Annotated in this window: 17 protein-coding genes; 11 read left to right on the forward strand and 6 right to left on the reverse strand. The window is 66.4% G+C overall.

From position 1 onward, the window contains the following. Window positions 1–10: 10 nt before the first annotated feature. The 3 genes from GRI55_RS02740 to GRI55_RS02750 are packed head-to-tail and all read left to right on the forward strand — an operon-like array spanning window position 11 to window position 2,792. Window positions 11–496: a hypothetical protein gene (locus GRI55_RS02740; RefSeq protein WP_160766118.1), complete on the forward strand. Its 486-nt coding sequence runs from the start codon at window positions 11–13 to the stop codon at window positions 494–496. Next, a complete protein-coding gene (locus tag GRI55_RS02745) occupies window positions 493–1,260 on the forward strand; it encodes an ATP-binding cassette domain-containing protein (protein WP_050601662.1) in 768 nt (255 codons plus the stop codon). The genes GRI55_RS02740 and GRI55_RS02745 overlap by 4 nt, the downstream gene beginning before the upstream one ends. After that, window positions 1,257–2,792, forward strand: coding sequence for an ABC transporter permease/substrate-binding protein (locus tag GRI55_RS02750; protein ID WP_160766119.1), 1,536 nt, complete (start codon window positions 1,257–1,259; stop codon window positions 2,790–2,792). The genes GRI55_RS02745 and GRI55_RS02750 overlap by 4 nt, the downstream gene beginning before the upstream one ends. A 1-nt stretch (window position 2,793) precedes the next feature. Here GRI55_RS02750 and GRI55_RS02755 read toward each other — a convergent pair whose 3' ends face one another. Genes GRI55_RS02755 through lgt form a run of 3 tightly spaced genes read right to left on the reverse strand, consistent with a single transcriptional unit; the run spans window position 2,794 to window position 5,158 of the window. Next, entirely contained in the window at window positions 2,794–3,207 is a 414-nt protein-coding gene (locus GRI55_RS02755; RefSeq protein WP_160766120.1) for a DUF2147 domain-containing protein, read from the reverse strand. Next, window positions 3,204–4,286, reverse strand: a complete 1,083-nt coding sequence (locus tag GRI55_RS02760; RefSeq protein ID WP_237452383.1) for a class I SAM-dependent methyltransferase — start codon at window positions 4,284–4,286, stop codon at window positions 3,204–3,206. Before GRI55_RS02760 ends, GRI55_RS02755 begins: the two co-directional genes overlap by 4 nt. Then, the gene (gene lgt, locus GRI55_RS02765; RefSeq protein WP_160766121.1) at window positions 4,283–5,158 is read right to left on the reverse strand and encodes a prolipoprotein diacylglyceryl transferase; all 876 of its coding nucleotides are present in this window, start codon (window positions 5,156–5,158) and stop codon (window positions 4,283–4,285) included. The genes GRI55_RS02760 and lgt overlap by 4 nt, the downstream gene beginning before the upstream one ends. A 164-nt stretch (window positions 5,159–5,322) precedes the next feature. Between lgt and GRI55_RS02770 the strand changes: the two genes are divergently transcribed. Both GRI55_RS02770 and GRI55_RS02775 read left to right on the forward strand, forming a co-directional pair. Beyond that, window positions 5,323–7,017, forward strand: coding sequence for a class I adenylate-forming enzyme family protein (locus GRI55_RS02770; RefSeq protein ID WP_160766122.1), 1,695 nt, complete (start codon window positions 5,323–5,325; stop codon window positions 7,015–7,017). Next, the gene (locus GRI55_RS02775) at window positions 7,014–9,773 is read left to right on the forward strand and encodes a [protein-PII] uridylyltransferase (protein WP_160766123.1); all 2,760 of its coding nucleotides are present in this window, start codon (window positions 7,014–7,016) and stop codon (window positions 9,771–9,773) included. Before GRI55_RS02770 ends, GRI55_RS02775 begins: the two co-directional genes overlap by 4 nt. A 41-nt stretch (window positions 9,774–9,814) precedes the next feature. Here the strand turns inward: GRI55_RS02775 and GRI55_RS02780 are convergent, their stop codons facing one another. Continuing rightward, the gene (locus GRI55_RS02780) at window positions 9,815–10,486 is read right to left on the reverse strand and encodes a YggS family pyridoxal phosphate-dependent enzyme (protein WP_063505636.1); all 672 of its coding nucleotides are present in this window, start codon (window positions 10,484–10,486) and stop codon (window positions 9,815–9,817) included. A gap of 22 nt (window positions 10,487–10,508) precedes the next feature. Here GRI55_RS02780 and GRI55_RS02785 point away from each other — a divergent pair, with 22 nt between their 5' ends. From GRI55_RS02785 to ald, 4 genes are all read left to right on the forward strand, one after another. Beyond that, on the forward strand, window positions 10,509–11,036 hold the full coding sequence (locus tag GRI55_RS02785; RefSeq protein ID WP_160766124.1) for a thiamine phosphate synthase: 528 nt from the start codon (window positions 10,509–10,511) through the stop codon (window positions 11,034–11,036). A gap of 56 nt (window positions 11,037–11,092) precedes the next feature. Next, the gene (locus tag GRI55_RS02790; protein WP_050601653.1) at window positions 11,093–13,426 is read left to right on the forward strand and encodes a DNA translocase FtsK; all 2,334 of its coding nucleotides are present in this window, start codon (window positions 11,093–11,095) and stop codon (window positions 13,424–13,426) included. 73 nt (window positions 13,427–13,499) lie between these two features. Then, window positions 13,500–15,074: a DUF389 domain-containing protein gene (locus GRI55_RS02795; protein WP_063506465.1), complete on the forward strand. Its 1,575-nt coding sequence runs from the start codon at window positions 13,500–13,502 to the stop codon at window positions 15,072–15,074. 121 nt (window positions 15,075–15,195) lie between these two features. Further along, window positions 15,196–16,311, forward strand: a complete 1,116-nt coding sequence (ald, locus tag GRI55_RS02800) for an alanine dehydrogenase (protein WP_160766125.1) — start codon at window positions 15,196–15,198, stop codon at window positions 16,309–16,311. Window position 16,312: 1 nt separating this feature from the next. Here ald and GRI55_RS02805 read toward each other — a convergent pair whose 3' ends face one another. Together GRI55_RS02805 and GRI55_RS02810 are read right to left on the reverse strand one after the other, a co-directional pair. Continuing rightward, window positions 16,313–16,705 (reverse strand): acyl-CoA thioesterase, encoded by a 393-nt coding sequence (locus GRI55_RS02805; RefSeq protein ID WP_156488783.1) that lies wholly within the window; start codon window positions 16,703–16,705, stop codon window positions 16,313–16,315. After that, window positions 16,702–18,843, reverse strand: coding sequence for a S9 family peptidase (locus GRI55_RS02810; RefSeq protein WP_160766456.1), 2,142 nt, complete (start codon window positions 18,841–18,843; stop codon window positions 16,702–16,704). Before GRI55_RS02810 ends, GRI55_RS02805 begins: the two co-directional genes overlap by 4 nt. Window positions 18,844–18,995: 152 nt before the next feature. Here GRI55_RS02810 and GRI55_RS02815 point away from each other — a divergent pair, with 152 nt between their 5' ends. Together GRI55_RS02815 and GRI55_RS02820 are read left to right on the forward strand one after the other, a co-directional pair. Next, window positions 18,996–20,801, forward strand: coding sequence for an aminopeptidase P family protein (locus GRI55_RS02815; protein WP_160766126.1), 1,806 nt, complete (start codon window positions 18,996–18,998; stop codon window positions 20,799–20,801). A gap of 62 nt (window positions 20,802–20,863) precedes the next feature. After that, window positions 20,864–21,259, forward strand: a complete 396-nt coding sequence (locus GRI55_RS02820; protein ID WP_160766127.1) for a VOC family protein — start codon at window positions 20,864–20,866, stop codon at window positions 21,257–21,259. Window positions 21,260–21,309: the final 50 nt, after the last annotated feature.

The following is a 21,309-nucleotide window of genomic DNA, read 5'->3' on the forward strand; positions in this document are numbered from 1 at the left end:
CGGCTGTGCTTTGCCAGACCTCATGCTGAGCGATGCGAAATTCCTGCCGCGGCGACTGGCGCTGGCCGGCCTTGTGCTGTCCGCGCTCGCCGCCTGCAGCCCGACCGAACAGCAAAGCGAAACGCTCACCGCGACGCAGCAGGCCATCGCCACTCCCACCGGCGAACCCGCGCCCGAGGTGTTCGCCGCGACCGCCTGGCGGGTGCTGGCGGCCGATGGCGCGCGCTACACCACCTATCTCGACCAGGACGGCACCTACCGCGACCTGCGCAACGGCGATCCGTGGCAGACCGGCAGCTGGCGGTATTCCGAGGAAGAAGGCAGCGGCAAGCGGCTGTGCCTGCGGCCCGATGACGAAAACGGCGTCGAACGCTGCTGGGAACCGGACCGGATGCGCAATGGCGTGATGCGCGCCGAAAACGATGCGGGCACGGTGATCGAACTGGAAAGCGTCACCTACGCCCTGCCGGTCGAGACCGCCGACGAAGCCGCGTGAGCGGGGACCCGCCAGCGCTGGTCGAATTCAGCAACGTGCGCAAGAGCTATGGCCCGACGCTGGCAGTAGCCGGCGTGTCGCTGGCGGTCGGCGATGGCGAATTCGTCGCGCTGGTCGGCGCCTCGGGCTCGGGCAAGTCGACGCTGCTCAAGACCGTCAACCGCCTGATCGATCCGACCGCCGGCGCAGTGCGGTTCGCGGGCGACAATGTCGAAGGCCTGCCCTTGGCGGCGCTGCGCCGCCAGATCGGTTACGTGTTCCAGTCGGTCGGGCTGTTCCCGCACATGACGGTGGGCGAAAACATCGCCATCGGCCCGCGGCTGGTCGGCGAACGGCTGGCGGGCGAACGGATTGCCCGCCTGCTCGAACTGGTCGATCTCGAACCCGAAATGGCAGACCGGCTGCCCGACGAATTGTCGGGCGGGCAGCGCCAGCGGGTCGGTGTGGCGCGCGCACTGGCCAATGAACCGCGCTTGCTGCTGATGGACGAACCCTTCGGCGCACTCGATCCGATCACGCGCGACGCGCTCGGCGACCGGGTCCGCGCCCTGCATGGCGAATTCGGCCTGACCACGGTGATGGTCACTCACGACATGGCCGAAGCGTTGCTGCTGGCTGACCGCGTGCTGGTGATGGATGCCGGGAAAGTGGTCGCGGACGAAACCCCGCACGCGCTGCTGTCGGGGGCCGGCGGCGCCATCGCGCAGGGTCTGGTCGCGGTTCCCCGCGCGCAGGCCGACCGGCTGGCGGAGCTGGCCCGGTGAGCGCGATCTGGACCACGCTGCTCGGCCTCGGCGACAAGCTGGCCGCGCATGTGCTGCTGTCCGCTGCGGCGATCGCGCTGGGGATTGCAGTGGCCTTGCCGCTGGCGGTCTGGGCCAGCCGTTCCGAACCGGTCGCGCGCGCCACGCTGGGCTTTGCCAGCCTGGTGCAGACGATCCCCGCGCTGGCGCTGCTCGCGCTGTTCTTCCCCATATTGCTGTCGCTGCGCGCGGTGTTCGGCGAGGGCCTGCCGACGCTGGGTTTCCTGCCCGCACTGCTGGCGCTGGCGCTGTATGCGCTGCTGCCGATCCTGCGCAATGCGGTGACCGCGCAGGTCAATCTCGACCCCGGCGTGATAGAGGCCGCGCACGGCGTCGGGATGACCTTCTGGCAGCGGCTGCGGCTGGTCGAGGCCCCGCTGACCGCGCCTTACATCATGGCCGGCATCCGCACTGCGGCGGTGTGGACCATCGGTGCCGCCACGCTGGCCACCACCATCGGCCAGCCAAGCCTGGGTGATCCGATCTTCGCCGGTCTGCAGACGCAGAACTGGGTGCTGGTGCTGGCGGGCTGTATTGCCAGCGCCGGTCTGGCGCTGGTCGCCGATGCGCTGCTTGGCCTGATCGAGAAAGGGCTCGCCACGCGCCGCCGGATGCTGACGTTCGGCGGACTGGCGGCGGTCCTGCTGGGAATTCTGGCCGCGCTTACCGTCCAGTTCGGCGACCGGGGGGGCGACCGCATCGTCATCGGGGCCAAGGGCTTTTCCGAGCAATACATCCTCGCCCGCCTGATCGGGCAGCAGCTGAAGGCAGCGGGGTACGGGGTCGAATACCGCGACGGGCTGGGTTCGGCGGTCGCGCATCAGGCGGTATCGACCGGGGCGATCGACGTGCTGGTCGATTACACCGGCACCATCTGGACCAACCAGATGGAACGCAGCGACAATCCCGACCGCGAAACCATGCTTGCCGAAATTGCCGCGTGGGAAACCCGCACCAGCGGCACGCATGTACTGGGCCGGCTGGGTTTCGAAAACGCCTATGGCCTCGCCATGCCGCGCGCGGCCGCCGAGGCCGGCGGCTTTGCCAGCATCGGCGATCTCGCGGGACGCGCGCAGGCCATGACCATCGGCGGCGATCCCGAATTCTTCGAGCGGCCCGAATGGATCGCGGTGCGCGAGGCCTATGGCCTGCGCTTCGCCGCACGGCGCAATTTCTCGCCCACCTTCATGTACAATGCGCTGACCTCGGGCGAGGCCGACGTGATCGGTGCCTACACCTCCGACGGGCGGATCGCGGCGGATGACCTCGTGATCCTCGACGATCCGGAAGGCGCCTTCCCCAATTACGATGCGATCATCCTGCTCGCCCCCCAAACCGGGACGGACGACGCGCTGGTCGCCGCGCTCGAGCCGCTGATCGGTGCGATCGGCGTGGAAGCAATGCGCGAAGCCAATTATTCGGTCGACCGAACCGAAGACAAGCTGTCGTTCGAACGGGCCGCGCAGCGCCTGGCCGAACGGATCGGCCTGTAGGCTAGCGCGCGCGCTGCCAGACCTGCGTCTGGCAGAAGGGGCCGATGCAGCCCTTGACCTCGAGCCGGTCGGGACCGCGGCGGCGCACTATCGAACGATAGGTCTTGCCGTTGTTGGGATCGTAGATTTCGCCGCGCCACGAATCCTCGTCTTCGGTGAACCCGGTGAGGATCGCCATGTCGAGCAGCTTGCGGCTGCGCTTGGCAGCATCGCGGTTGTTGATGTCGCGCTGGTCGGCGCCCTGCGGCGGCGTGACGAGGAATTTGGCGATCCGCCCGCAGATACTGCGTCCGCAATCGCTTATCTGCACGATGGCGTCCTTTTCCGCGGTCACCCAGCGGCCTTCGATCGGTTCGGCGGCGGACAGCGGCGTGGCGGCCAGCACAAGCGCGGCAACAGCAAGCAGGTGTTTCATGACGGGGGCGTCCTCCGCTGGCCTTCGGGAAAGCCCGCCCCGCGCGGCCAGTCGCGGGCAGACAGGGCCATGCATTTGAACAATTCGCCCATGGCCTGCGGCTGAACGAGCCGATCGTGCGCGGCCTGGATCTCTTGCGAACGCTCGGGCGCGGCAGTCGCCAATCCCTGCGCGCGTAGGCCGATTCCCATCGCGGAGAGCCAAGCACCCTGCGTGGTCAGCGAGCTCGCCACGCCTTCGCGCCGCGCAATCGTGTCGAGCGTCGCGAAATCGACATGCGCGGTGAGGTCCATTTCACCCGGTGCGGCGAAGACATCGACCTTTTCATGCGCACGGACGGCCTGCAGCGTCGCCCCGGTGCGCGGGGCGAGATGGCCGTAATCGATCAGCAGCGCCGCGCCGCCCTGGACGTCGATCCGCCGCGCCAGCGCCTCCACCAGCGCCGCGGCGGCGGGAGAGGTTTCGATGACCGTGCCGACCGGCGCACTGCGCTGCGCTTCGGGCACTGCCGCGTCGAGCGGGCTCGGCCCCGAAACGAAGGCCAGATCGCCGTCCTCGATCCCGACCATCCGTTCGCGCCAGCCGGTTTCGGTCCGAACCAATTGCCGCACCGGCAGTGCATCGAGAAACTCGTTGGCAAGCAGCAGGATGGGGCGATCGGTCGGCAGGCTGTCGAGCGAATCGTGGAACTGCGCCCCGGCCAGCGCCGCTCCCTGAACCGCGCGCAGGGCCTCGGATCCCTCGACCAGATGCACCTGCGGGCGCAGCCCCTGGCTGGCCATCGCACGCAGCGCATCCTTCGCCAGCGTCCCCCGGCCCGGCCCGAGCTCGACATAGAGCGCGTCTTCCGGGCGCCCCGCCCGGGTCCAGATATCCGCCAGCCACAGACCCGCCATTTCGCCGAACATCTGGCTGATCTCTGGCGCGGTGGTGAAATCGCCGGCCGCGCCAAGCGGATCGCGCGTGGTGTAATAGCGGGCGTTGCTTTCGCCCATGTAACGGGTGACGGGCATCGGCCCGTGCTGGGCGATCAACCGGCGGAAGCTGTCCGCCAGCGGGGTCGAAACGGCTTCGCTCATGCGGGGCGGGTCTTGCCCGCCCCGGCGCTGCCCGTGGCCGGGCGCAGCAGCGCATAGACCAGGACCACGACACCGATCAGGATCATCGGCATGCTGAGCCACTGTCCGCGCGACAGGCCGGTTTCGACCACCACATAGGCGAGGTGCGTGTCGGGTTCGCGGAAGAATTCCATCAAAAACCGCCCCAGCCCCATGCCGATGGTGAAGACCGCCACCAGCAGGCCGGGCCGGTACCGGGCACGGGTCTGCCAGAACAATGCCAGCAGCAGCAGTCCCAGCAGCAGCCCCTCGAAACCTGCCTGGTACAGCTGGCTGGGATGGCGCGGGAGCTGGTCGGGATCGGTCGGGAAGACCATCGCCAGCGGGAAGTCGCTGGCAACCGCGCGCCCGTAGAGTTCGCCGTTGACGAAATTCGCCAGCCGCCCGAGCATGTAGGCCAGCGGCACGTTGACCGCGATATAGTCGCAGATGCGCAGCCAGTTGAGCCCGCCGCGCCAGGCGACCCAGCTGATCGCGATCAGCACGCCGATGACCCCGCCGTGGAAGCTCATCCCGCCTTCCCACAGCTTGAACACGTCCGCGCTGGCGAACAGTTCGGGTTTGTAGAACGCCGCATAGCCGATCCGCCCGCCAAGGATGACGCCGAGCGTGCAATAGAAGAACAGGTCGTCGGCATGGCGCTGCGCCATCGGCGCGCCGGGGGCCTTGATCATTTTCGACAGGTGCCAATAGGCGAACAGGATGCCGAGCAGGTAGGCGAGCGAGTAGAACCGCAGCTGGAACCCGCCGACCTCGAACAGATAGGGCCGCAGCCCCAGATTTTCCCAGTAGATCGGCTCTGCCGCGCCCGATGCAGCCAGTAGTGACAGCAAGTGGTTATCCCCTTAGAGGTGAGTCGAAGGCCGCAACCGGCGACCCATCGGGGCGGCTTTTGGCATAGCAGGGGTTTTGGGGAAAGCCTGCGTCGAGCCGCAATTACTGCGCGAGCCTCGATCACGGGGCCGCGCGCCGATTTGGAGAGGACACTACACCACCCATGCCGACACAACTCGACAAGGATATCAGCCGGATCACCCAGGCGGTTACCGCACCGGGACAGATGTTCGAACTGACCGAAACGACGCGCCGCGGCGTCACCATGCCGGCGTTCAAGAACGCGCCGCCCAGCCTGGCGCATTTCTTCGCGCATTTCTGCAACGAGAAGAAGGACGAGCTGTTCATCGTCGATGGCGACATGCGGCTGACCTTCGGCGAAGTCTGGCATGCCGCCAGCCATGTGGCGCATAGCCTGGCAAGCCAGCACGGGATCGAAAAGGGCGACCGCGTGGGTATCGCCGCGCGCAATTCGGCCAATTGGATCATCGCCTATATGGGCGTGATCATGGCGGGCGGCTGCGCGACGCTGCTCAACGGCTGGTGGACCGGCGAGGAAATGGCCTACGGAATCGGCCTGTGCGATTGCAAGCTGGTGCTGGCCGATGCGCAGCGCGCCGAGCGGCTCGAAGGCGTCGAACACGGCGCGAAGGTCGTCGTGTTCGAGCACGGCGTCCCGTCGGAAGGCCTCGCTCCCGTATGGGCGGCGGGCGACACCGCCATGACCATGCTGGGGCAGATCGGCCCCGACGATCTCGCCACCATTCTCTATACCTCGGGTTCGACCGGCCACCCCAAGGGGGCCTATTCGGATCATCTCGGCGTCGTTTCGGGCACGATGAACTACGTCTGCCAGACCGCGATGATGCTGCAGCTGCTGACCGAGCGCGGCGAAGCCCCGACCGTCCAGCCCAGCGCGCTGGTGGCGGTGCCGCTGTTCCACGTCACGGGCGAGGTCCCGCTGTTCCTGCAGAGCTTCGCCATGGGCCGCAAGCTGGTGCTGATGCCCAAGTGGGATGCGACCAATGCGCTCGAACTGCTCGACCGGGAACAGATCACCTATTTCGTCGGCGTGCCGCTGATGAGCTACGAGATCGCGGTTCACCCGGAACGCGAGAAATACGATCTGTCGCAGTGCAAGACCTTTGCCGGCGGCGGTGCCGCGCGCCCGATCGAACACGTCAAGAAGATCAAGGATGCCTTCAAGGACGGCTTCCCCGCGCTGGGGTATGGCCTGACCGAGACCAACGGCGTCGGCGCGGGCAATCTCAACGAGAACTATCTCGCCAAGCCCAACAGCACCGGCATGCCTTCGTTGCCGCTGGTCGACATGGCGATTCTCGACGACGATGGAAAGCCGCTGCCGCAGGGCCAGATCGGCGAGGTCTCGATCCGCTCGGTGTGCAACTTCCTCGGCTATTGGAAGAACGAGGATGCCACCAAGGCGGCCTATTCCGACGATGCCTATTTCCGCACTGGTGACCTCGGATACCTCGATGAAGACAATTATCTCTTCATCGTCGACCGCAAGAAGGACATCATCATCCGCGGCGGCGAGAACATCAGCTGCATCGAGGTGGAGGAAGCGATCTACGCGCATCCGAAGGTTGCCGAATGCTCGGTCTTCGGCCTGCCCGACGAACGCTTCGGCGAAATCCCGGCCGCAGTCTATTACCCGCATCCGGGACAGACGCTGTCGGTCGAGGAATTGCAGGACTTCCTGCGCGAGCACATTGCCCCCTTCAAGATCCCCTCGGTGATGTGGCAGAGCGAGGAACAACTGCCCCGCCTCGGCACGCAGAAGGTCGACAAGCGGACGGTCAAGGCCACCTACGCCAAGGAGCATCTTCCGGCTTGAGCACGACCCAGGTTCCCCGCCAGCGCGCGATCATCGACAGGCGCAGGCTTGCCTCCGAAATCGGCTCGCTGGTGGAGGAGCATGGCGAGCAGGCGCGTGGGCCGGTCGTGCAGCTGCTCAAGACCGCGCTCGACAAGGGGCGCGCCGAACTCGAGAGCCGGCTGGAGGCCAAGCCTTCGGCCGGCCACGAGAATGCGGGCGGTTTCGCCTTCCTGATCGACCAGTTGATCCGGGTGATCCACGATCACGCGACCACCCATCTCTACCCCAGCGCCAACCGTTCGCAGGCCGAACGGCTCACGGTGATAGCGGTGGGCGGCTATGGCCGCGCGGAAATGTCGCCGCATTCGGATGTCGATGTCGCCTTCCTCGTCGGCGGGAAGAAAACCGCCTGGTGCGAACAGGTGGTCGAGGCGATGCTCTACCTGTTGTGGGACCTCGGGCTGAAGGTCGGCCATTCGACCCGCACGCTGGACGAGGCGATGCGGCTGTCGAAGAACGATCTGACCATCCGCACCGCGCTGCTCGAAGGACGTTACGTCTGGGGCGACCAGGAGCTGTTCGAGGAAGGTTCGCGGCGGTTCACCGCCGAGGTCGTGCAGGGCAACCAGCGCAATTTCGTCACCGAGAAACTGGCCGAGCGCAACGCCCGCCACAAGCGCATGGGTGACAGCCGCTACGTCGTCGAACCCAATGTGAAGGACGGCAAGGGCGGGCTGCGCGACCTCCACACGCTCTACTGGATCGGCAAGTTCATCCACCGGGTACGCACCGCCTCCGAACTGGTCGATGTCGGCCTGTTCACCCCGGCCGAGTATCGCAGCTTCCGGCGCGCGGAAAACTTCCTGCTGGCGGTGCGCAGCCACATGCATGTGATCACCGGCCGCGCCGAGGACCGGCTGACCTTCGATCTGCAGCGGCGCATTGCCGAACGCATGAATTTCGCCGAGCGGCCGGGCAAGAGTTCGGTCGAACGGTTCATGCAGTTCTATTTCCTGCAGGCGAAACGCGTCGGTTCGCTGACCGGCGTGTTCCTCGCGCATATCGACGACCAGTTCGAAGCCAAGACCGCGCGGCGCGGCTTCTTCGCCGGCTGGAAGCAGAAAGCCCGCCAGCTCAAGGGCTATCGCGTGTTCGGGGGCAAGATCGCTGCGCCTTCGGACGACTGGTTCAAGAAGGACCCGGTCCGGCTGATCGAGATCTTCCAGCTGGCCGAGGCCGAAGAGCTGGAGATCCATCCCGAAACCATGCGGCAGGCCGACCGCGACAGCGGAGCGATCGACAATGCGGTGCGCGAGGATCCGCGCGCCAACACGCTGTTCCTCGACCTGCTGTGCGGCCGCAACGATCCCGAAATGGTGCTGCGCTGGATGAACGAGACAGGCGTGTTCGGCAAGTTCGTGCCCGATTTCGGCAAGGTCAACGCGCAGATGCAGTTCGACATGTACCACCATTATACGGTGGACGAGCACACCATCCGCGCGATCGGCCTGCTCAACCAGATCGAGAAGGGCGAACTGGCGGACGACCATCCGCGCGCCACGCGGCTGATCCACAAGGTCGGTTCGCGCCGCACGGCCTATGTCGCGGCGCTGTTGCACGATATCGCCAAGGGCCGCGGGGGGGATCATTCGGTGCTCGGCGCCGAAGTCGCCGAGGACCTGTGCCCGCGGTTCGGCCTCAGCCCCAGCGAGACCGAAATGGTCGCCTGGCTGGTGCGCAACCACCTGCTGATGAGCCACACCGCACAGAAGCGCGATCTGACCGACCCCAAGACGATCGAGGATTTCGTCGCGCTGGTGCAAAGTCAGGAACGGCTGCGCCATCTGGCCATCCTGACCGCGGTCGATATCCGCGCGGTCGGGCCCGGTACGTGGAACAGCTGGAAGGGGCAGTTGCTGGGCGAGCTGTACGATGTCTCAAGCGAACGGCTGCGGCTTGGCCACATGCGCCACGGGCGCGAACAGAAAATGGCCTACAAGCAGCAGGAAGTCGCCAAATTGCTGGGCGAGGACGCCGCGCTGGTCGATGAACTCGCCAAGACCATGGGCGATGCCTACTGGATCGCCGAGCCGACCGATATCATCGCGCTCAACCTGGTGCATTATGCCGCCGCCCGCGCGGCCGAACACGAGCTGTCGATCCACTGCGAATATTACGAAGCACGCGGGGCGACGCTGGTGACCGTGATCGCCGCCGACCATCCGGGGCTGTTCTACCGCATTGCAGGCGGCATCCACCTGGCGGGCGGAAACATCATCGACGCGCGCATCCACACCACGCGCAAGGGCTGGGCGCTGGACAATTTCCTCGTCCAGGACCCGCATGGCGAACCCTTCGCCGAGGCCGGCCAGCTCGACCGGCTGAAGAAAAGCATTGCCGATGCGCTGGCCAACAAGGTCGACCTCGCCCCGCGGCTGGCGCAGCGCCCGCTGCCGCACAGCCGGGCCCGCGCCTTCGACGTCGCCCCGCGGGTGTTGTTCGACAACAAGGCGTCGAACAAGTTCACCGTCATCGAAGTCAATGCGCGCGACCGGTCCGCGCTGCTCAACCGGCTGGCCCGCGCGCTGTTCGAAAGCCGGCTGGTGGTCCATTCCGCGCATGTCACCAATTACGGCGAACGCGCGGCGGATACCTTCTACGTGACCGATCTCACGGGCGGGAAACTGCAGCCGGGCGACCGGATGAACCGGATCGAAGCGCGGCTGATGGAAGCGGCCAGCGATGCCACGCAGGACCGGCTAGAGAACGCCTAGCCCTGCACCCTCCGCCTTGCCGTTCGAGGACGGTCGAGCAGCTACCCCGCAGCAGGACGGGCGCCGAACAGGGCGGTGCCCACGCGCACATGCGTCGCACCCAGCTTGATCGCGGTTTCGTAATCCCCGCTCATTCCCATGCTGCGCCCTTCCAGCCCGTGATCACGCGCCAGCTTGTCGAGAAAAGCGAAGAACGGAGCTGGCTCGATGTCCTGCGGGGGCAGGCACATCAGGCCCGCCAGCGGAATGTCCGCCTGCCGCGCCTGTTCGATCAGCGCGGGCAATTCCGCCACCGGGCAGCCTCCCTTCTGGTCCTCTTCACCGACATCGACCTGGACGAAGCACGGCACGCGCCGGCCCGATTTGTCCATCGCCTTGCCCAGCGCCTTCACCAGGCTGGGGCGATCGAGCGAGTGGATCGCGTCGAACAGGGCGACCGCGTCCTCCGCCTTGTTAGATTGCAACTGCCCGATCAGGTGCAATTGCACCGCCGGATAGGCTTCGCGCAGCGCGGGCCATTTGCCCTGCGCCTCCTGCACGCGGTTCTCGCCGAAGTGGCGCTGTCCTTCGCGCAGCAGCGGTTCGATCGCCTCTGCGGGATGCATCTTGCTGACCGCGATCAGCGTCACTTCTTCCGGTTCGCGGCGGGCGATCCGGCAGGCGGCGGCAATATTGGCCTGCACGTGTTGAAGCGGGGTCTCTGCCTTTTCCATCGCAGCGCGCTATAGCGACAATATGCGCGATAAACAGTCCCTGCCGCTGATCTGGTTGCTGAGCGATGCCCGCAACGATGCGCAGCTGGAACAGGCGCTCGCCGACCTGCCGCGAGGATCGGGTTTCGTCTTTCGCCACTACCACCTGCCCCCCGATGCGCGGCGCGCGCGATTCGATACGCTCGCCGCGTGCGCTCGCCGGCGCGGGCATGCAGTGGTCCTTGCGGGGACGCAGGACTGGGGCGCCGATGGCCGCTATGGTGCGCCCGAGCGGCTGGGGCCGGGCCTGCGCCTCGCGACTGCGCATGACCGCGCCGAGATCGAAGCCGCGCTGGCCGCGCGCGCCGACGGTATCTTCCTGTCGCCGGTGTTTCCCACCGCGTCGCATCCCGGGGCAAGCACACTGGGCAGCGCCGGGTTTCACGCGCTAGCACGCCTGTCGAGCGTACCGGTGATCGCGTTGGGGGGCATGACCGCGGCGCGCGCGCGCGACCTTGGCTGGCCGCGCTGGGGGGCGATCGACGGACTCGCTTCGACGAAGGCCGCTTGACGGGCGACTCCCCGAAGATTCATACTGCACGCTTTCTACGGATCAGGGGAACACCGATGGCCTCGCGCGCAGGCGCAGCACCCGACTGGCGCGCGGCATTTCGCCGCAGCTTCCGCCGCGCCACGCACATGGCGGGCGCAGGACTGCTGTTCGTGCTGCTGGTTTTCCTGACGCTGGCGCTGGCCAGCTACACCCAGACCGATCCCAGCCCATCGACTGCCGCGAGCGATGCCAACATCGGCAATTGGATGGGCGCCAGCGGGGCCTGGGCCAGCGAACGCGCGCTCAATTTCCTCGGCCTGCCCGCCGTCCTGCTGCTGCCATTGCTCTATATCGCAGCGCGCCGGCTGTGGAGCGGCGTCGAGCGCGACGACGAGGACGAGACGCCCGGTCGCTGGTGGCGACCGCTGGCCATGCTGCTGGCCGCAATCGCCTTGCTCGGCACGGTGCTGGCCCTGGTGTTCGAACCGGGTAGCGGCAGCCTGCCCGCAGGACCCGGCGGTCTGTTCGGGCAATTGGGCGGCCTCGGGATCGAAGCGGTTGCCGAACGCTTCGGCGGCAGTTTTGCCGGCTGGATCGTGCTGGCGCTGGCGCTGGCTGCGCTGGGCGGCGGCATCGCGCTGGTCACCCGGGTGTTCGCGCTCGACTGGGCGCAGTTCCTGACACTGCCCGAATTCGTCAAGCGCAAGGCGCAGCTCCCCGAATTCGACCTGCCGCTGGCGCCCAAGAAACAGAAGCGCGCCGCCCCCGCCGCAAACGCACCCGAAGACGCCGACCTGCCGGTTCGCGAACCGCGCCGCGCGCCTGAAATCGCCGACCCGGCGCCCACCCCCGCCCAGCCCAAGCCGGCCACGGCGAAGCAGCGCGACATGTTCGCCAATTACCAGCTGCCGAGTCAGGACCTGCTCGACGACGCGCCCGACAACACCGCGCCCAAGCTCGACAAGATGGCGCTCGAACGCAATGCGCGGCTGCTCGAGAACGTGCTCGACGACTTCAACGTGAAGGGCGAGATCACTGCGGTCCGCGCCGGTCCGGTGGTAACCATGTACGAGCTCGAGCCGGCGCCGGGCATCAAGGCCAGCCGCGTGGTCGGCCTGGCCGAGGATATCGCGCGCAACATGAGCGCGATCAGCGCGCGCGTTTCGCCCATCCCGGGACGCACGGTGATCGGCATCGAACTGCCCAATGCCGACCGCCAGATGGTCAGTTACAAGCAGCTGTCCAATTCGGCCGCCTTCGTCGACCACAAGGGCAGCCTGCCGATGATCCTGGGCAAGGACATCGCCGGCGAACCGATCGTCGCCGATCTTGCCGCCATGCCGCATCTGCTGGTCGCGGGCACCACCGGTTCGGGCAAGTCGGTCGGATTGAACGCGATCCTGCTGTCGCTGCTCTATCGCTTCACGCCCGACGAATGCCGGTTGATCCTGATCGACCCCAAGGTGCTGGAACTCAAGAGCTACGACGATATCCCGCATCTCCTCAGCCCGGTCGTCACCGAACCGCACAAGAGCGTGCGCGCGCTCAAATGGGCGGTCGAGGAAATGGAGAAACGCTATCGGATGATGTCGTCGGTCAACTCGCGCAATATCGCCGGCTTCAACGAAAAGATCCGCAAGGCAGCGGAAAAGGGCAAGCCGCTCGGCCGCCGCGTGCAGACCGGCTTTGACCCCGAAACGGGCGAGGAACTCTACGAGGAAGAGCAGCTCGATTACCAGCCGCTGCCGCTGATCGTGCTGATCGTCGACGAGCTGGCCGACCTCATGGTCACGGTGGGCAAGGAAATCGAGGTCCTGATCCAGCGCCTGTCGCAGAAAAGCCGCGCCGCCGGCATCCATCTGATCATGGCGACGCAGCGCCCCTCGGTCGACGTCATCACCGGCGTCATCAAGGCCAACCTGCCCACCCGGATCAGCTTCAAGGTCACCAGCCGCATCGACAGCCGCACGATCCTGGGCGAACAGGGCGCCGAGCAGCTGCTGGGCAAGGGTGACATGCTCTACAAGCCCAATACCGGCGCGATGATCCGCGTCCACGGTCCCTTCGTCTCCGACGAGGAGGTCGAGCGGGTGGCCGATCACTGGCGCGGACAGGGCAAGCCCGACTATGTCGATGCGGTCACCGAGGAGCCCGAGGACGGCGGCTTCAATTTCGAGGACGAGTTCACCGCCAGCGACAATCCCGACGAGCGCAAGTATCGCCAGGCCTGCCAGATCGTGATCGAGAACCAGAAGGCATCGGGTTCGTGGCTGCAGCGCCAGATGGGCGTGGGCTACAACACCGCGGCCAAGTGGATCGAGCGGATGGAAAGCGAAGGCCTGGTCGGCCCCGCCAACCATGTCGGGCGGCGCGAGATCTTCCGCGATCAGGACGGCAACCCGCTGTAGCCATGCCCCGCACCGGCCCCACCGGGCAAATTAGGCGCGACGCGAGCAGATCAACGGGTTAGATCGTCTGGCGATGAGTATTGCGAGCGAAACGACCGGACAGGTCGCCCGGGAAGAGAAGGCCGACAAGGCAGATGGCACTGCCCGCCGGCCGATCAGCCGCTGGACGATCCTGCGCGCCTTGGCCGAAATCCGTATCTGGTGGCGCGACGGCGTGGTCGCCGATCTCGATCATGTCGCCACGGTCGAACGGGTTCGCGGCGAATCGCTGCTGACCAGCCGCTATATCTTCATGACGGCGATGAGCGCGGGCATCGCCATCCTCGGCCTGCTGCTGTCCTCGCCAGCCGTGGTGATCGGCGCCATGCTGCTATCGCCGCTGATGAACCCGATCATCGGTACCGGCTTCTCGCTCGCCACCGGTGATGCGGGCTGGTTGCGCCGCTGCGGCAAGGCGCTGATCGCCGGGTCGATCTTCGCCATATTATTCTGCGCGCTGATCGTGTTCCTTTCGCCGCTGCAAACCGTGACCGAGGAAATCGCCGCGCGCACCCGGCCCAACCTGTTCGACCTGCTGGTCGCGCTGTTTTCCGCGCTGGCAGGTTCCTATGCGGTAATTCGCGGGCGCGAGGGCACGATCGTGGGCGTTGCCATTGCCACCGCCTTGATGCCGCCGCTGGCGGTGGTCGGCTTTGGCCTCGCGACGTTCAACTGGACGGTCTTCGGCGGCGCGCTGGGGCTCTACGTCACCAACCTCGTGACCATCGGGCTGACCGCGGCCGTGATGGCGCGGCTGTACGGCTTCCAGTCGGACCTCACGCACCGCCAGAGCCGGGTGCAGTCGATTGGCATCATGGCGATTTTCATCGCGCTGGCGGTGCCGCTTGCCTTCTCGCTGCGCACCATTGCCTGGGAAGCCAATGGCCAGCGGATCGTCAATCAGGAAGTGGCGGAAGCCTTTACCGACCGCGCGCGGGTGGAACAGCCGATCGTCAACTGGGCCGCCAAACCGGTGACCGTCTCGGCCAGCGTCTTCACCCCCGAGTTCAACCCGTCGGCCGACACCGATGTGGCCGAGCGCTTGGCCGAACGGCTGGGCCGGCCGGTGGTCGTCACGATCGACCAGTTCCAGGTCGGCACCGATCCGCGCGCGGCCGAACAGGCGGCGCTGGCGCAGGCGCGCGCACGCGAGGCCGCCGAAGCAAGCGAGCGCCAGATTGCCGCGCTGGGCCGCAGCCTCGCGCTGATTGCAGGGGTCGAGCGCAAGGATGTGCTGCTCGACCGGGAGAACCGCCGCGCGCGGGCCGACGCGCGGCCGCTCGAGGGGCTCACGCTCGCCGGCTACCGCGAGCTCGAACAGCGGCTTGAAAACTCCACCCCGGGCTGGGCGGTCGAACTGCGCCCGCCGCTGTCGGCATTGCCCGAGATCAGCGTTGCCGAAGACGGTCTCGACAGCGCGAATGCGGGCCGGGTCGCCCTGATCGCATGGGCGGCGCAGCGTTCGGGCGTCAGGGTATCGCTGTCGGGGAGCGAAGCCGCGTTGCAGGCGGTCACCGGCGCGCTTGGCGATGACACCCGCCTGTTCGACACGCGAACCGAAGGCGAAGGCAATACGGTCGTGGCCGACTGGAGTGTGGCGACCGAATAGCGGCGCGGGAGCAGGCCGAAACGAGCGGCACGGGCCCCGGGGGCAAGGCGAAGCGGACGGGCCGGGCTTGCCGCATCTTGGTTGCAGTTGTAACGGACGCGCGCAATCAAGGAGTCCCCCCATGCGCATCGGCAGCCCCAAGGAAATCAAGAACCACGAATACCGCGTCGGCCTGACGCCCGAGAGCGCGAAAGAGCTCGTCATGCAGGGCCACGAGGTGTGGATCGAGACCCAGGCGGGTGCCGGCATCGACGCCAATGACGACCAATATGTCGCAGCAGGGGCGAAAATCGTCGACGGTCCCGATCCGATCTTCGCCGAATGCGAAATGGTGGTGAAGGTCAAGGAACCGCAGTCAGTCGAGCGCAAGAAGCTGCGCGAGGGCCAGATCCTCTACACTTACCTGCACCTGGCACCCGATGCGGACCAGACGAAGGAACTGCTCGACAGCGGCGTCACCGCGATCGCCTATGAGACCGTGACCGGTCCGCGCGGCCAGCTGCCGCTGCTCAAGCCGATGAGCCAGGTTGCCGGACGGATGAGCGTGCAGGCCGGCGCCAGTGCGCTGGAAAAGGCGCATGGCGGACGCGGCGTGCTGCTTGGCGGTGTCCCAGGCGTAATGCCGGGCAAGGTCGTGGTGATCGGCGGCGGCGTGGTCGGCTTCAATGCCGCGCAGATGGCGGTCGGTCTCGGTGCCGACGTGACCATTCTCGACCGCGATCCCGAAGTGCTCGAAAAGGTCGGCACGCATTTCGAGGCGCGCGCCAGCACGCGCTTTTCCAACGCGGCCAATCTCTACGACGCAGTGACCAATGCCGATCTGGTGATCGGGGCAGTGCTGATCCCCGGCGCCGCGGCACCCAAGCTGGTAACGCGCGACACGCTGCGCGACATGCAGAAGGGCGCGGTGCTGGTCGACGTCGCGATCGACCAGGGCGGCTGTTTCGAAACCAGCAAGCCCACCACCCATGCCGATCCGACCTATGTCATCGACGATGTCGTCCATTACTGCGTGGCCAACATGCCCGGCGCAGTGGCGCGCACGAGCACCTATGCGCTCAACAACGTGACGCTGCCGCATGCGCTGCGCATCGCGCGGATGGGCTGGAAGGATGCGCTCGCCGCCGATCCGCATCTCGCCGAAGGGCTCAACGTCCACCGCGGCGAAGTGACCTATGAAGCGGTCGCCACCGAACTCGGCTACGACTATCGCCCGACGGCGGAACTGCTGCGCTAGGTCAGACGAACGGCGCGATCACTTCGGGGCGCACCCGCGCGGGGCGCCCCGAAGTGCGATCGAGCATGGCCCAGGTGGTCGCCGCGCTGACGATCACCCGGCCCGCAGAATCGCGAAAATCGACGCGGCGCAGCGACTTGGCTCCGCGGGCCCCGCCTTCGATCCAGGTCGTGCCTTCGACGCTCTGCCCCAGGTCGATATTGCCGCGGTAGTCGATCTCGTGGCGGACCACGAGCCAGACATATTGCTCGCGGTCCTCGGGCCGCGCCGCGGCGTCCCAATGCGCGGTCGCCATGTCCTGTATCCACTGCACCCACACCGCATTGTTGACGTGCCCCATCTCGTCGATGTGGCGCGCCTCCGCGATGAAGCTGCGGGTGAAGCTGGGTATCACTCGGCCTCGCCCATCTGCCACAGGATGAAGGCGACCTCCTCGGCGGTTTCGTAGATCGACTGGAAGCGGCCCGACTTGCCGCCGTGGCCCGCGCCCATATTGGTCTTGAGCAGCAGCTCGCTGTCGCCGGTCTTCACCTCGCGCAGCTTGGCCACCCACTTGGCGGGTTCCCAATAGGTCACGCGCGGGTCGTTGAGGCCGGCGGTCACCAGCATCGGCGGGTAATCCTGCGCCGTCACCTGGTCATAGGGGCTGTAGCTGAGGATGTAGGCGAAGGCCTGCTTGCTCAGGATCGGGTTGCCCCATTCCGGCCATTCGCCCGGCGTCAGCGGCAATTCTTCGTCGAGCATGGTCGACAGCACATCGACGAAGGGTACATGCGCCACCACCGCGCCCCACAGCTCGGGATCGGTGTTGACCACCGCGCCCATCAGCTCGCCGCCCGCCGAACCGCCCGAAATGCTGATCCGGCCTTTCTCGGTATAGCCCTTGGCGACCAGCCCCTTCGCCACGTCAACGAAGTCGTTGAAGGTGTTGGTGCGTTCGTTGAGCTTGCCCTGCAGGTACCACTTGCGGCCCAGATCGTCGCCGCCGCGGATATGCGCGATGGCATAGGCATAGCCGCGATCGACCAGGCTCAGCCGCGAGGTCGAGAAGCCCGGCGGCACCGCATAGCCATAGGCGCCGTAGGCATAGAGGTGCAGCGGCCCGGTCTTCGGCCGGTCCTTGCGCATGATGATGCTGACCGGAACCATCGTGCCGTCGCGCGCGGCGATCTCGACTCGCTCGGTGGTGTAGAGCGCGGGGTCGTAACCGCTGGGGATTTCCTGCTGCTTGAGCAGTTCGAGCTCGCCCGTGGCGACGTGGTAGTCATAGACCGAATCGGGCGTGACCATGCTCTCGTAGGCCAGCCGCAGGGTGTCCTGATCGTATTCGGGATTGTTGCTCAGCCCTGCGCTGAAGCTGGCCTCGGCAAAGGCGATCGGCTTGACCAGATTGGCATCCTTGTAGGACCGCAGCTGGATCTGGTCGAGCCCGCGCAGTCGCCCTTCGGTGACATAGAAGTCCTTGAACAGTTCGAAACCGGTCAGGTAAAACTCGTCCGATCCGGAAATCAGCGTGGTCCAGTCGCCCGGCGTCTCGAGCTTGGCGGTCGCCAGCCGGAAATTGACGTGATCGTCATTGGTATGGACCCACACCATCCCGTCGCGCACATCGACATCGTATTCGACGCCCTTCTGGCGCGGCTTGACCAGCACCTGCTCCGCCGTCGGATCGCTGGCGGGCACCAAGCGGACTTCGCTGGTCTCGTTATCGCCGGTCGAGATGATCAGCCAGTCTTCCTGTGCCGACAGGCCGGTGCCGACGCGAAAACCCTCGTCCATGGTTTCGCGGTAGAGTTCGACGTCTTCGCTGACCGGCGTTCCGAGGACATGCATGGTCGCATCGTGGACGCGCCAATTGTCGTCCGCAGTGCCATAGACCAGCGCCGTGTCGTTCTTCACCCAGACGAGGTCCGACAGCGTGCCGGGAATCTCGTCGGGGAGCAGCTCGCCCGTTTCCAGGTCCTTGATCCGCGCGGTGAAGCGTTCGGAGCCGTTGGTATCGGCCGAATAGGCGAGGTAGCGGCCGTTCTGCGACACCGAAAACGCGCCCAGGCGGAAATATTCGACCCCTTCGGCCAGCGCGTTCTCGTCGAGGATCAGGACGTCGTCGCCCCCGGCAACCGGCTTGCGGTAATATTTGCGGTATTCCGCGCCTTCCTCGAACTCCGACCAGTAGAGATAATCCCCGCGGCGCTGCGGCACGGTGGAATCGTCTTCCTTGATGCGCGCCTTCATCTCCGCGAACAATTCGTCGACCAGCGGCTGCTGCGGCTTCATCCGCGCTTCGAACCACGCGTTTTCGGCCTTCAGATGGTCGAGCACGTCCTCGTCGTCGATCGTCGGATAGGACTGGTCGCGCAGCCAGTGGTAGGGGTCGGAAATCGTGATCCCGTGATGCGAATAGCTGTGGTCGCGTTTTTCGGCAGTCGGCGGCGAAGTCGGCTGTGGCACTGTGGTCCCTTCGGAGTTCTGGGCGTGGAGCGGCGCGCTGAGCGCCAGCGATGCGGCAGATAGGAACGCGGCGTATCGCATGAAAGGCATAGGTGGTCCTCCCCCGGGCGGCGCAAAACTGGAAAGGAGCGCCGCGGATGACTATGACGGGGGAGTGATTATGCGGCTGCGCCACGCGCCGCAAGCACCGAGTCGCTCCCCAGCGCGACCGGCGCGAAGGAAAGGATTTCTCGATGCTGATGCAGACCCATGAAGCCCGTCTCGACGGATTGCGCAAGGAACTGGCCCGCCGCGGCCTCGACGGCTTCGTCATTCCCATCTCGGACGAGCACATGAGCGAATATGTCGGCTCCTATGCCCAGCGGCTCAACTGGCTGACCGGTTTCGGCGGCAGCGCCGGAAGTGCCGCCGTGCTGCAGGACCGCGCAGCGATGTTCACCGACGGGCGCTATACCGTCCAGGTGCGCGAGCAGGTCAGCGGGGCGCTGTACGATTACGAGGATGTGCCTGCCACATCGCCCGCCAAATGGATCGCCGAGCACGCGCCCGAGGGGGCGAAGATCGGCTATGACGCATGGCTGCACGGGATCGGCTGGGCCGAGGAAGCCGAAGCCGCGTTCGCCCGCAAGGGCATCGAACTGGTCCCGGTGGACGGCAATCCGATCGATGCGATCTGGGACGACCGTCCGCAGGCCTCGCTGGCCGCAGCGGTGCCGCATGGCGACGCGCATGCCGGACGGTCGAGCGCCGACAAGCGTTCCGAAGTGGCCGACTGGCTCAAGCAGGAAGGGTATGACGCGACCGTCGTCAGCGCGCTCGATTCGGTCGCGTGGCTGCTGAACATGCGCGGCAGCGATGTCGACAACACGCCGGTCGCGCTGTCCTATGTCCTGGCGCATGCCGATGGCACTGCCGAACTGTTCATCGCGCCCGACAAGGTCACGCCCGAACTCACCCAGCATCTCGGCAATGCGGTGACGGTGCGCGACCGCGCGGAATTCGTACCCGCGCTCGAGGCGCTGGACGGCAAGCGGGTCGCGGTCGATCCGAACCACGCGGTGGCGGGCATCTTCCACGCGCTGGAACAGGGCGGCGCCAGCGTGGTGCGCACTGACGATCCGACTGTACTGCCCAAGGCGATCAAGAACCCGGCCGAACAGCAGGGCCACCGCGATGCCCAGTCGCGCGATGGTGCCGCCGTGGCGCGGTTCCTGCGCTGGCTCGGCATCGAAGCGCCCAAGGGCGGCGTCGACGAGCTCGCCGCGGCGGCCAAGCTGCTCGAATTCCGCGAAGCGGGCGGCCTGCTCAAGGATGCGAGCTTCGACACGATCAGTGCCGCAGCGGGCCATGCCGCGCTGCCGCATTACAAGGTCGATGAAGACAGCAATATCCCGATCCCGCCGTCGTCGATCTACCTCGTCGATTCGGGCGGCCAGTATCTCGACGGCACCACCGACATCACCCGTACCGTGTGGATCGGCCCGGGCGAGCCCAGCGCCGAGATGGTCGAGCGCAACACGCGCGTGCTCAAGGGCCATATCCAGCTCGACATGCAGAAATTCCCCGATCGCACCACTGGCGGCGCGCTCGATGCGCTGGCCCGGATGCATTTGTGGAACGGCGGGGTCGATTACGGCCACGGCACCGGGCATGGCGTCGGCAGCTTCCTTTCGGTCCACGAGGGGCCGCAGCGGATCAGCAAGCCGGGCGGCGCCTTCCCCGGCACCGAAACCCCGCTGCGCGAGGGGATGATCCTGTCAAACGAGCCCGGTTACTACAAGCCCGGCGAATACGGCATCCGGATCGAGAACCTCGTGCTGGTGGTCGATGCGGGTCTTGCGGACAGCGAGGGCAAGTATCTCGGCTTCGAAACGCTGACGATGGTTCCGCTCGACCGGACGCTGGTCGACCGCGCGCTGCTCAGCGAGGCCGAGATCGGCTGGTGGAACGACTATCACACCGCGGTCTACGCCACGCTTGCCCCGCAGCTCGAGGGCGATGATCTCGCCTGGCTCGAGGAGCAGTGCGCGCCCTTGTAGGCCAGATCATGTTCCCCTAATGTTCCGCCGGTCGCGAGTCGTTTTCGACAAGGAGAGTGCAGATGATCGGATATGTGACAGTGGGGACCAACGATCTCGAGCGGGCGGCTCGGTTCTACGATCCCATCGCGGCCGAACTGGGCGTGGGGCGGATGATGGATTTCGACAGCTTCATTGCTTGGGGCAATATGGACGGCGCGGCGGGTATCGCGGCGACCAAGCCGTTCGATGGCGAAGCGGCGACCGTCGGCAATGGCACCATGGTGGCCCTGCAGGCGCAGGATCGCGATCAGGTGCAGCGGCTGTACGACATCGCGCTGGCCAACGGCGGCACCAGCGAGGGCGAACCCGGACCGCGCGGCGAGCCCGATGCCAATGGCATGGTGTTTTATGCCGCCTATTTCCGCGACCCGGATGGCAACAAGCTCAACGCCTTCCTGATGGACAAGGCGGCCTGACGGGGCAATCGCGCCGACGCGCTTGCTGCGCGATGAACGCGGCCGGCGGC

This window comes from Qipengyuania citrea, from assembly GCF_009828015.1.
Lineage (GTDB): Bacteria > Pseudomonadota > Alphaproteobacteria > Sphingomonadales > Sphingomonadaceae > Qipengyuania > Qipengyuania citrea.

Excerpts from the sequence above, each read along its gene's own strand:
- GRI55_RS02755 (WP_160766120.1), bottom strand. The coding sequence starts at position 3,207 with ATGAAACACCTGCTTGCTGTTGCCGCGCTTGTGCTGGCCGCCACGCCG.
- GRI55_RS02760 (WP_237452383.1), bottom strand. The coding sequence starts at position 4,286 with ATGAGCGAAGCCGTTTCGACCCCGCTGGCGGACAGCTTCCGCCGGTTG.
- GRI55_RS02770 (WP_160766122.1), top strand. The coding sequence starts at position 5,323 with ATGCCGACACAACTCGACAAGGATATCAGCCGGATCACCCAGGCGGTT.
- GRI55_RS02780 (WP_063505636.1), bottom strand. The coding sequence starts at position 10,486 with ATGGAAAAGGCAGAGACCCCGCTTCAACACGTGCAGGCCAATATTGCC.
- GRI55_RS02785 (WP_160766124.1), top strand. The coding sequence starts at position 10,509 with ATGCGCGATAAACAGTCCCTGCCGCTGATCTGGTTGCTGAGCGATGCC.
- GRI55_RS02790 (WP_050601653.1), top strand. The coding sequence starts at position 11,093 with ATGGCCTCGCGCGCAGGCGCAGCACCCGACTGGCGCGCGGCATTTCGC.
- GRI55_RS02795 (WP_063506465.1), top strand. The coding sequence starts at position 13,500 with ATGAGTATTGCGAGCGAAACGACCGGACAGGTCGCCCGGGAAGAGAAG.
- ald (WP_160766125.1), top strand. The coding sequence starts at position 15,196 with ATGCGCATCGGCAGCCCCAAGGAAATCAAGAACCACGAATACCGCGTC.
- GRI55_RS02810 (WP_160766456.1), bottom strand. The coding sequence starts at position 18,843 with ATGCGATACGCCGCGTTCCTATCTGCCGCATCGCTGGCGCTCAGCGCG.
- GRI55_RS02815 (WP_160766126.1), top strand. The coding sequence starts at position 18,996 with ATGCTGATGCAGACCCATGAAGCCCGTCTCGACGGATTGCGCAAGGAA.
- GRI55_RS02820 (WP_160766127.1), top strand. The coding sequence starts at position 20,864 with ATGATCGGATATGTGACAGTGGGGACCAACGATCTCGAGCGGGCGGCT.